Origin of the sequence: Shinella sp. G-2 (assembly GCF_050172695.1) — a bacterium.
In the GTDB taxonomy this organism is placed as follows: domain Bacteria; phylum Pseudomonadota; class Alphaproteobacteria; order Rhizobiales; family Rhizobiaceae; genus Shinella.
Map to the genome: position 1 here is coordinate 1 of NZ_JBBEYH010000046.1, position 10,411 is coordinate 10,411.

Consider the following 10,411-nt stretch of genomic DNA (forward strand, 5'->3'; position numbering starts at 1 on the left):
GACGACGGAGCCCGGCTTCATCGCCGCGACCATGTCGGCCAGCCACAGCTTGGGCGCGTCGCGACCGGGGATCAGCGCCGTGGTGATGACGATATCGATCTGAGGCGCAAGCTCGCGGAACTTGGCAAGCTGCTTCTCGCGGAACTCCGGCGAAGACGGGGCCGCATAGCCGCCGGTGGCAGCGCCATCCTGCTGACCTCCCCCCTCACCATTGGCGAAATCGAGATAGACGAACTCGGCTCCCATGCTCTCGATCTGTTCCGCAACCTCGGGACGCACGTCAAAGGCATAGGTCTGTGCACCAAGCGAGGTGGCGACACCGATCGCGGCAAGACCGGCAACGCCCGCACCGATCACCAGGACCTTTGCCGGCGGCACCTTGCCGGCCGCCGTCACCTGGCCGGTGAAGAACCGGCCGAAATTGTTGCCGGCCTCGATCACCGCGCGATAGCCGGCGATATTGGCCATCGACGACAGCGCATCCATCTTCTGGGCGCGACTAATGCGCGGAACCATGTCCATGGCGATGACGTTGGCGCCCTTCGCCTTGGCAAGCTCCAGCAGCTCGGTATTCTGGCCGGGATAAAAGAACGAGATCAGCGTCTTGTCCGCAGACAGATACGCGACCTCGCTCGGTTCGGGCGGCCGTACCTTGACGACCACATCTGCCGAAGCCCACAGCGCCTCTGCCGACGGGGCCACCTCAACGCCTGCGGCGCGATAGGCATCATCGGAGAAACCAGCCGCAACGCCAGCACCCGTTTCGATGATGCTGCTATAGCCAAGTTTCGCAAGTTGCACGGCGCTGTCAGGTGTCAGCGCCACACGCGACTCGCCCGTATTGATCTCCCGAGGTGCCCCAACCTTGTTTGACATACTTATTATACCTCTCGAAATTATCGGTTTATCGCGTGGTAAGAGGTTTCTTTGTTAATCTTGAAAGTCCATCCAAGCCACTATCGTGTCGGGGATGGCGTCGGAATTTCATCTCACACATCATCAAGTGGGTATTCCCATAAATCCTAATTCTTCCAGAGGTGTATTATCAACTTTGGCAGCGAGGCTTGCGAGGTAATGCACGGCCTCCGAATTCGTCGGGCGCATCCAGGCCGCTTCGCCGGTGACGACCGAAGTTGACCTGTCGAAAGGGGTCGTGCGACCCCGCAATCGGCGCGGCATTCAAGCCATCGGAAACACGGCCAAGCGGATGATCAAGGTTTGGACTTTCTAGTGGCACGATCGCCTTGCCGCGCGGACCACCGATTGCTGCGAGCGCCCAACCGAGCCAGCGTCGGGGTGGCATGGTTGTTCAATAGATAAAAAGCACATCTCTATCGTACCATGTCCCATGTTTATTCCATTCTTGAATAATTAACAATGCTGAAATTGTCAACCTCATCAAGAATTGTCCACGTACATGGGGATTCGTAGCGGAAATCTTTTATACTATTGAATAATTAATCCGAGGTCCGCCATATTTGGACACCAGCAGAGGTTAATGGCCGGAGGCAGTATAACCGAAGCCGCCGGGCGTACGTCCAAAGAACTTGCTGCCGCCCCGGCAAGTAACACTCCTCCACTGGACGGAAGGCGTCATGAAACGGTTCTTCCCTGCTGCCGAAAAAGCAGCAGATGAGCACTTGGTTGACGCCCGCCCCGTTGGTAGTGTCGATGTGCGCCTATCCAGGCGCTGCCAGCCGGTCGCGCGTGGAATATTGGAGGGCGCCGCTTTCGCGATTGTGGAGAACCTGGTGAGCCGTGGACAACCGAACTTATAGGACGGCCTTCCGCTCATGCGGGCCGATCTTCTCATGCATCATGACCGGCTTCCTTCTGGTGTGAGGCACCCCCACGCAGTTTGCGTGATCGAAGAACGCGCACACCATGAGCGCCGTCAGCGCCTGGTGTGTTTCCTCCGGCCAATGCAGGGTCCCCGCTGTCTTCCCGGGCCGAAAACAGATCGAACTGATATGTCATGGACTGGCGGGGCTGGATATCTCTCCGACTCGTTCCGTGAGAGACCAATGCTGCGCCCATTAACGCAGATTGTGATCACGCAAGAGCATCTTTCGACAATCCTGCCAAAGCCTTCAGGCTTGCAAGATCGACGTGCGGGACCGGTAGGCTGCGCCAACAATGACTCGCAGATCGATCCTCGAGGGATTTCTAGAAGTCGATTAGAGGAAGCACCAGAATAACTGCAGAAAATCAGCGCCCTTTGGACAGCATCTCACGGACTTGAACGAGCCACCGTGACCAGGGGTGCCACGGATACGACCGCTGGCCGGTATGGAGCTACGCGGACCTCGTGCAAAGTCAGCTCGACGAGCCCTACTCTCACCGATTTTCGTCCTTACCGTTCGCTGACCTCCTCACACGCCGACGATCCGTCCTGACTTTAGCTCATCACCTGCTACGCTGCAGCCAGAGCGGAATCCTTGTAATCTTCGTTCTTGGTCGTCATTGAAGGTCACCATGGTGGGCGCGAAAGCCTCGACTGCCATAGCGGTCCCACGCCGGGCACGGACATGAGGCGGGCGGTGCTCTGCGCAGTGGATGATCACGACGAACTCGATCCTCCAGATCGACATAGCTGAAGAGTTCACCCGCCCTCACATCGCCGCCGCGCATGCATGACTCCAAAACTCGACGTGAGTGAAATCACGGCGAAAGCCTCCAGGCCAGCTTCTTTTTAAACAGCCTGCTAATCTTACTGCGTCACAAGTTTGTAGATTTTAGCGGCATTGATCCTGGTGCAGCATGGACATCTCTGAAGGTTGCGACTGAGTGCGACGGTCAAGTGCCTACGGACGGTTGCGATCGAATTTGGCGTGTGTCGTTCGGGTCGGATCGGGGGATCCGCGGGGTCGGTAACCTTCGGGAACGTTAGGTTCCGGGCGGTTTTTGGTTTTGTTCGGCGCTGAGGGGGGAATCTTCTCCCTTTGGGAGATGAGGAATCCGTTAGCGGCAATGCAAAGGCTTGCATGATGATGGAAGCCGCGCCAGCCGCGCCCCCTCGTAATGGCCGAGCCCGAGTTCCTGCTTTGAGTTCCTGATAGTCGCGCTCGATACGCCAGCGTAGCTTGGCGGTGCTGACGAGCGTTGCGAGCGAAGCGTCGGCGGCGAGAGTGGAGAGCCAGTACTTGAGCGGCTCGGTGTCGCCCTCGGGCCATTCGATCAGCAGCCATTCCTCGGCACGGGGGCAGTCAAATTGTAACCCCTGGAGGCGGGCCTGACGCGCACGGCGGCAAAGCGGGAACTGAGATCAGTGTTCGTTCCTTCCCGCCAGCCAATGGTCTGCCAGGCTTCGTGCGGCAGCTCCTGTGCCATCGCTTTCACCGATATCGGGCTGTGTTCAGGACTGCGACGCATCAGCGGGGTTGGCCGACCCTTTCCACGCCAGGGCTTGGGCTGCAATGGTTCCTCGCTGGGTCGCCAGACACTAATAAGTGTCGGTTGCCACGACATAGTCGAGGCCGAGCGCCGACAGGCCGGTGCGGAATGCGCCGTCCGCGCCATAGCCGGCGTCGGCCAAAACCACGCCGGGCGCAACTCCGTCCGCTTGAGCGGCGCGGATCTGGTCGAGCGCGATTACGGGCTTCGTCTGGAACGCGACGCTGTCAGGGATCTTCGCCTTGCGCCGCCGCGCGGGATCATCGGCCCAGATCTCGGACAAATACAGCCGATAGGCAATCGGCGAGCTCGCCGCGACGTTGGCGATCGAGAGGCTGCCCGCGACCTGGCAGTTGTCCTGCTTGCCGAGCTGGCCGCAATATTGCCGCGCAACCCCGACCGAATGCTTGCCCTTCTTGGGGAACCCGGTGTCATCCACGATCTAAGCCTCAATACGCCCATTCTGCTCGATCAGCGGCAGCACCAAGTCACGAACCCGCGCCAGGAGAGCCTCGTCAGACACGGTTGGCCGATGCCCGCGCTGGCGCCGTCGCCGCCGCCAGAGCCTCGACACTCTTGCGGTCCACCGGTAGCATTAGTCCGAGGCAATAATCGTTGAGCGGCTCCGCCCGATCGGCGTGCCCGATCACATCGACCGGCTTATGGACATAAGCCGCAAAGGCTGCTTCACTTCCCATGCTCAGGCCATTCATCTCAGCGTTCTCCTGCTGACTACGAATCGCTTACGCTAGCACAGCATTGCTCAGCGAGAATCCCAGGATTTGTGACTCAGTAAGACTAAGCAACCGGATATCGCTCCGCCGAGCCGACTTCCGCCGCCGAAGAGCTCCCAATTGCGCTCAACTTATCCATATCGCGCACTGTTCGCGCCCGGCGACCACAAATCATTCGGAACGATCTGGACTGCATAGGCTGGGATAACTACGTCGCGCCTCCGCATTGCGGATAGAAAACAAACGTTGATGGAGACTGAGATGAAAAGACACTTACTCGCCGCTTCCTTCGCGGCTCTGCTGGCGACGCCGGCCCTTGCCACCGAATGCACGCCGATCACTAAAACACAGGTCGAGCATCTGTTTGATCGATGGAATGCCTCTCTATCGACGCTTGATCCCGAAAAGGTCGTAGAAAATTATGCAGCTGATGCCCTTCTTCTGCCTACGCTTTCGAACAAACCACGCCTGACCCAGAAGGAACGCGCCGAATACTTCGCTGAATTCCTGCAAAAGCATCCCAAGGGGGAAATCGACAGCCGGACGATCAAACTCGGCTGCAACGATGCCATCGACACGGGCATCTACACCTTTACGTTGAAGGACGGCACCGAGGTCCCTGCGCGTTATACCTTCACCTACGAATTCAAGAACGGCAAATGGCTGATTTCGTCGCATCATTCTTCTGCCATGCCTGAAAGAGAGCCTAGCTGAGCTTTTAGGGAGTGTCTGAATCACCGGCACTCCCGCCTCCCTTTGCAATCAGAGAACGGGCGCCGAACCTTTAATCTCCTGAAGCAAATATAAAATCGACGATGCATCCTCTCCAGAAACCGAGTAGATATGTATAGTTATGAAGTCATTGGAAATGCTCATCGAGCGCGTCATTCTGTATAGACGCTGGATACTCGTTATTTTTTACTTTGGATTAGCTGCAGCGCTGGCGCTCTATAGCGTTTCATTCGGATGGAAATTCATCAAGCTAGCGGGTTCTGTTTTGGATGACAGCGCAGAAGACATGATCCTGTCTATATTATGGCTGATTGATGGCGCATTGGTCGGCGGGCTGATCGTTATGGTGATGATTTCTGGCTACGAGAACTTCGTAAGTCGATTTGATGAAGCGGAGAAACACTACGACCGCGAGGTCTCGTTCATGGGTAAGCTTGATTCCGGGAGCTTGAAGATCAAGGTCGCTTCATCCATCGTTGCTATCTCGTCGATACATCTGCTTCAAATTTTTCTGAACGCGGGCCAATACGAGAGCTCCCAGCTCATGGTATTGACCGGTATACATCTGGCGTTTGTGGTGTCCGCTTTGCTGATGGGGCTGCTTGAAAATATCATGAAAACACGCATAGCTTGCATCGCATTGGCGCTGCAGCATCCCCTCGTGAGTAGAGAGCCAAGATTGCTGTGGGGCGACCTCGCCATCATCCGGGTGGCGGGCGGATCGAACTGAGCGCGTTCAACGCAGCGGGCGAAAGCCTGCAACGTGCCGGCGTGTTTGCTGAAAAGAGTAGCCGAGCGAGTGGCGCAGTTCGATGTAACCTTCGGCCTTCTCACGGAGGAATTCTGCGACTGAGAAGAGGCCCATGATGTCGCCGAGCGCCTGCGTAATCGTATCGAAGCTTCGAGCGGCTCGCTTTCGCAGAAGCGCTTTGAGTTTTGAGAATGCCATTTCGATGGGGTTCAGGTCCGGCGAATAAGGCGGCAGGAAGAGAAGCCACGCCCCTTTCGCCTTGACCAACTGTTCGGCACGCTCGCTTTTATGGAAACCGACATTGTCGAGGATGACGACATCGCCTTTTGACAACGTCGGGGCAAGCTGGGTGTCGACCCATGTTTCGAAGATGCGGCAGTTCATCGGCGCATTGACGATCCATGGCGCGCTCAACCGCCAGCGAGGGCATCTGAACGCAGGCGGACAGCACGATGGCATCGACATCGCTTGTGTCCATCGAACGGACGATGCCGGGCAGCTTCATCGGATCGTGGGCGGCCACCGCGAGGTTGTCAGAGATCTCCAGCGCCCGCCAGACGCTGACCTCGATGCCTTCGTTGCGGATGTAGTCCACGACGAGCTCAGTGAGCGGCTTCATGTAAGGCGCGACGAGCGCGATTTTCTTCGCGCCCATCGCCTGGATGCCCTCGACCAGCGCACCGGCCGACGTCACCACTGGTGCCGGATTGCCGTTGTCGACCGTCGCCTTGTGCAGGCGCTCCCGTGACTGGCGATGGTAGCCATGCCCCATTGCCATGATTGCTACCAGACAGGCATAACCCATAACATCGACGCGCGCGTCCGAAAGTTCGAGGGGCAATGGTCGCTGTCCCTGTGGCCTTCAATTCCTCGGCGGTTACATGCTTCATCCGCATGCGGGAGGAGTGAAAAGTGAACCGCTCTGGCGACACGAGTTCGCGAGCCCGCAATAGTGCCGGTATTTTCGTTTCCATCGTGATGTTGGAGCTCGGAACGATCTGACCAATACGAAAGCGCTTCATTTGCTGGACCCTTGTTTCGAGTAGGTTTCACCACATTAATTATTCATACCGTGAAATATCAAGACAAGGTAAGCCCCCAAACGCCAAATGCTTTCATTATTCCATCCGGCCAGAGAGAGTTTTGGGTGGCCCTCAAAGCGATTTGCGTCAACAGATTGATTGAAAAGTTATTTTCTCAAGTTTCCCAGCCTCATCGCCCGCCTTCCGCGCTAACCTTTTATTAGAAACGGCGACATCTAAATGGCGCGCAGAGATTGAACGGTGCTTGCCGTATACCCAGTCGTAATATAACTTTGAATAATAAATTCGGGCGCTTGAGGAGGCGATCTTACGGGCTTCACAAGATCGCGACTGCCGCATCGGCGAGCCCGTCACCGATCACGGCATGCCGTCATTGAGGGGGAATTTGCATGGAACAAGAAACCGATTTCGACGTCATCGTGCTTGGTGCCGGCTTCGCCGGCGTCACGGCGGCCCGCGAATTGAAGAACAACGGCCACAAGGTCGCCGTGCTTGAGGCGCGAGATCGCATCGGCGGGCGCGCCTGGACGTCGGACCTCGACGGCCATAAGGTTGAGTTGGGCTGTACGTGGATCCACTGGTTCCAGCCCTATGTCTGGGCAGAATTCGTTCGCTCCGGCCTGAAGCTGCATGAAGATCCCTGGTTGCCGCCGCTCACCATCTGGGTAGACGGCAAGCCGCAGGACATCGAGTTCCGTGAGTTCCGGGCGATCCTTCAAAGTGCCTGGAAGAAATTCGCCGGCGATACGCCGGATGGTCCGCGCATGGACAGGCCCTACAGTCTCGAAGCGATCGCAGAGGCTGAGGAACTCGACACGCTGAGCGTTCAGGACGTACTCGACCGGATGGGCCTATCGCCGCTCGAGAAAGCAGCCTTCGCCGCTGAGGTGAGTGCCCAGACGAACGCGCCGCTGGACCAGTCCGGATACCTGTCCCAGCTGCGCTGGTGGTCCATTTCCGGCTGGGATATTGGGCTGATGATCGATTGCCTCGCCCGCTACAAGGTCGACAGTGGCGTTACATCCCTCATCACCTATATGGCGGAACGCGCCAATCTCGACATCCGCCTCAACTCCCCCGTCGCCGACGTGGTGCAGGACGAGCGCGGCGTCACAGCAACGACCCGTGACGGCCGTCGCTTCACGGCGAAGAAACTAGTCTGCGCCGTCCCGATGAACTGTCTGAAAAACATCCGGTTCACGCCGGCGCTTGCGCAGGACAAACTAGTCCTTTCGCACGAGGAACATGCCGCAAAGGGCATGAAAGTACTGTTCCGCACGGAAGGCGAAGCCACCGGCCATGCCGTCATCGCTCCGCCCGGCACACCACTTAGCCTCCTCAACCCCATCCGTGTAGAGGGCGAAACCCGCATCTACGTCGGCTTCGGCACGGATGGCGCGGCTTTCGACCCGAAGAACCTCGACGAAGTCAACGCGGTGCTTGCCAGCCTTCACCCCGAATTGAAGGCCGTTTCGACCACCGGGCACGACTGGGCAAACGACGAGTTCTCACTTGGCACCTGGCACATGGCGCGGCCGACACAGAACGTGCGGATCGCAAAGGCCTTCAAGACGCCGGACGGCCATGTCCATTTCGCCGGCGACTATCTCGGGCGAAATTGGGTAGGCTTTATGGACGGCGCAATCGAGTCCGGCCTGCTAACTGCGGACAAGGTGGAAACTGAAATGCGCTCTGCCTCAAACCCAACGTCCTCACGTCGCTTTAAGGCGCCGCCCGGTCTCACTGGCTAACGCCGCATCGAGTGAAGCCACACTGCCTTGATCATATCTTAATTTTCGACCAGGAACTGACATGCCAAAGAAACCGCTATTTTTCCACATGCTTCCTGAGATGGAGAAGCACTATTGTATGTCAATGGCCGTTCGTGCCGGCGATTATCTTTTCATCGGTGGCCTGACGTCCACAGATGACGAAGGCAACGAAATCCATGCCGACGACCCGGCCGCGCAGATGAAGCGGATCTACGAGATCCTCGGCAGCATCCTGCCAAAGTCCGGCGGCGCGCCGCGCGATGTGGTCAGCGAAACCATCTACTACAATGTCAGTGTGGACGAGTTCAACGAGACGCTGTTCCCGCATCGCCAGGCCTTCTACGGCGAGGAGGGGCCCTCGGTCGCGGGCATGGAAGTAGTCGGCTTTACCAGCCCGGCGATCCGCGTCGAGACGACGGCCGTCGCCTATCTCCCCCAGTCAAACTGACACGAGGCACTGTGATCATGCAGGCTCACGGATCAGCGCCCCATTCGGGAAAATCCTTCTGGCTGCATGACTACGGCATGTATGCCCCGAACCATGCCGTGGATGGGCGGATCGATTGCGATGTCGCCATCATTGGCGGTGGGATCGCCGGTATGTCCACTGCCTGGCATGCGGCGAAGGACGGTACCGGCCGCATCGTGCTGATCGAAGGCGAGATCGTTGGTTTCGGGGCCAGCGGCCGCGCCGCTGGCTGGATCATGCCGCAGTTCGGTATGGATCAGTTCACTATCCGCCGAAAATACGGCCTCGAGCGCTCGAAGGCGGCGTTCGATTACTGTCTGCGCGCGATGGTCTATACACGCGAGATCATCGAGAGCAACGGGCTCCAGTGTGACTACCGGCATCCGGGTTTGATGCGGGTGGCCTTCGACGAACGCTGGGTAGACGACGCCCGCGCCCTGCAGGCGATGTACTCCGAGTTCGGCATGCAGGGGCTGCAGTGGATGGACGGGCCTAGCTTGCAGGCGGAATTTGCCGGCAATCCGAATTTCAAGGCGGCATTGTTCGATCCCAATCTTGGCCTGCTTAACCCCTGCAAGCAGGTGCGCGAACTGAAACGCCTCGCGGAGGCCGCCGGCGCGCGTGTCTACGAAAACAGCCCCGCCATTCACATCGAGCGCCTGGCATCGGGCGTCCGGATCGTCACTCCGCGCGGGGAGATTCTTGCAAGCACGGTGGTGATCGCGACCAACGCTTTCACCCACATGCTTGAAGGCCCTGTCGGACGCGAGTTACGCCGGTTTCAATCCCCGGTCTTCGCACGAGGCGCGGTGACGGAGCGCCTGACGCCCGCACAATGGCAGGCGATCGGTTGGCAGCGCGGCAATGCGATCGAAAGTACGCTCGACCTGTTCCACTACATGGCGCCCACCGCCGACGGTCGTATCCAGTTCTACTGGATCTATTACGGCGGGCACTCGATGTTCGGCGAAATGGAGCCGACGGCCAGCGCGGAGGGCGGAGAAGTTTCACTGCAGCATCTCAAGCGGATTTTCCCGCAGTTGAGCGATATTCGCATCGCCCATACTTGGGGCGGGCACATGTCCGGGACGATGGACCTGGTGCCGCACCTGACGACGCTCGGCGACCGGCGCGTGATCTATGTTGGCGGGTGCTGGGGCCATGGGCTGGCGATCAACCATCTGCACGGCCAGACCGTCTCGCACATGCTCAACGACGTCAGCAGCGACCTCACCGATTTCTGGATCGTCAACCGGACGCCGCGGAAATGGCCGCCGACCCCTTTTGACTATCTGGGCAAGGGGCTGGCTTGGAGCGCGCTGCGGAGAAAGGCTCGCCGGCAACTGGTGGGCTCCATTTTCGAGGCACCAGAATGAGGTGCACTGCCTAAAGGCAACATACGAAACGGTTGCCGGAGAAGACATCATCTATTTTATAAGCCGATGCTGTGCAAAATTCACATGTTCGGATAGACCGGGCCTTCGCCGCCCTGCGGCGGCACCCAGTTGATGTTCTGG

General features: G+C 58.4%; 6 protein-coding genes and 3 pseudogenes. 5 read left to right on the forward strand and 4 right to left on the reverse strand.

Annotation, left to right across the window (positions count from 1 at the left end):
• Positions 1 to 876 (reverse strand): Re/Si-specific NAD(P)(+) transhydrogenase subunit alpha (locus V8U06_RS28680; RefSeq protein ID WP_427143577.1); only part of this gene is annotated, 876 nt, incomplete at its 3' end.
• A 1,928-nt stretch (positions 877 to 2,804) separates the two neighbouring features.
• Positions 2,805 to 4,091 (reverse strand): annotated as a pseudogene (locus V8U06_RS28685) (IS701 family transposase).
• Positions 4,092 to 4,388: 297 nt separating this feature from the next.
• On the opposite strand from V8U06_RS28685, the gene V8U06_RS28690 reads away from it, so the two are divergent.
• Positions 4,389 to 4,841, forward strand: a complete 453-nt coding sequence (locus V8U06_RS28690; RefSeq protein ID WP_064334239.1) for an SgcJ/EcaC family oxidoreductase — start codon at positions 4,389 to 4,391, stop codon at positions 4,839 to 4,841.
• A 139-nt stretch (positions 4,842 to 4,980) separates the two neighbouring features.
• Positions 4,981 to 5,589, forward strand: coding sequence for a YqhA family protein (locus tag V8U06_RS28695; protein WP_427143578.1), 609 nt, complete (start codon positions 4,981 to 4,983; stop codon positions 5,587 to 5,589).
• Positions 5,590 to 5,673: 84 nt separating this feature from the next.
• Here the strand turns inward: V8U06_RS28695 and V8U06_RS28700 are convergent.
• Positions 5,674 to 6,024 (reverse strand): annotated as a pseudogene (locus tag V8U06_RS28700) (transposase); the annotation flags it as partial.
• Positions 6,002 to 6,584 (reverse strand): annotated as a pseudogene (locus tag V8U06_RS28705) (maleate cis-trans isomerase family protein); the annotation flags it as partial. The pseudogenes V8U06_RS28700 and V8U06_RS28705, both read right to left, overlap by 23 nt.
• Positions 6,585 to 7,042: 458 nt before the next feature.
• Between V8U06_RS28705 and V8U06_RS28710 the strand changes: the two are divergent.
• From V8U06_RS28710 to V8U06_RS28720, 3 genes are all read left to right on the forward strand, one after another.
• A complete protein-coding gene (locus tag V8U06_RS28710; RefSeq protein WP_427143579.1) occupies positions 7,043 to 8,404 on the forward strand; it encodes a flavin monoamine oxidase family protein in 1,362 nt (453 codons plus the stop codon).
• Positions 8,405 to 8,528: 124 nt separating this feature from the next.
• Positions 8,529 to 8,873: a RidA family protein gene (locus V8U06_RS28715; RefSeq protein ID WP_427143580.1), complete on the forward strand. Its 345-nt coding sequence runs from the start codon at positions 8,529 to 8,531 to the stop codon at positions 8,871 to 8,873.
• A gap of 17 nt (positions 8,874 to 8,890) precedes the next feature.
• The gene (locus tag V8U06_RS28720; RefSeq protein ID WP_427143581.1) at positions 8,891 to 10,270 is read left to right on the forward strand and encodes an NAD(P)/FAD-dependent oxidoreductase; all 1,380 of its coding nucleotides are present in this window, start codon (positions 8,891 to 8,893) and stop codon (positions 10,268 to 10,270) included.
• The last annotated feature ends 141 nt before the right edge of the window (positions 10,271 to 10,411 follow it).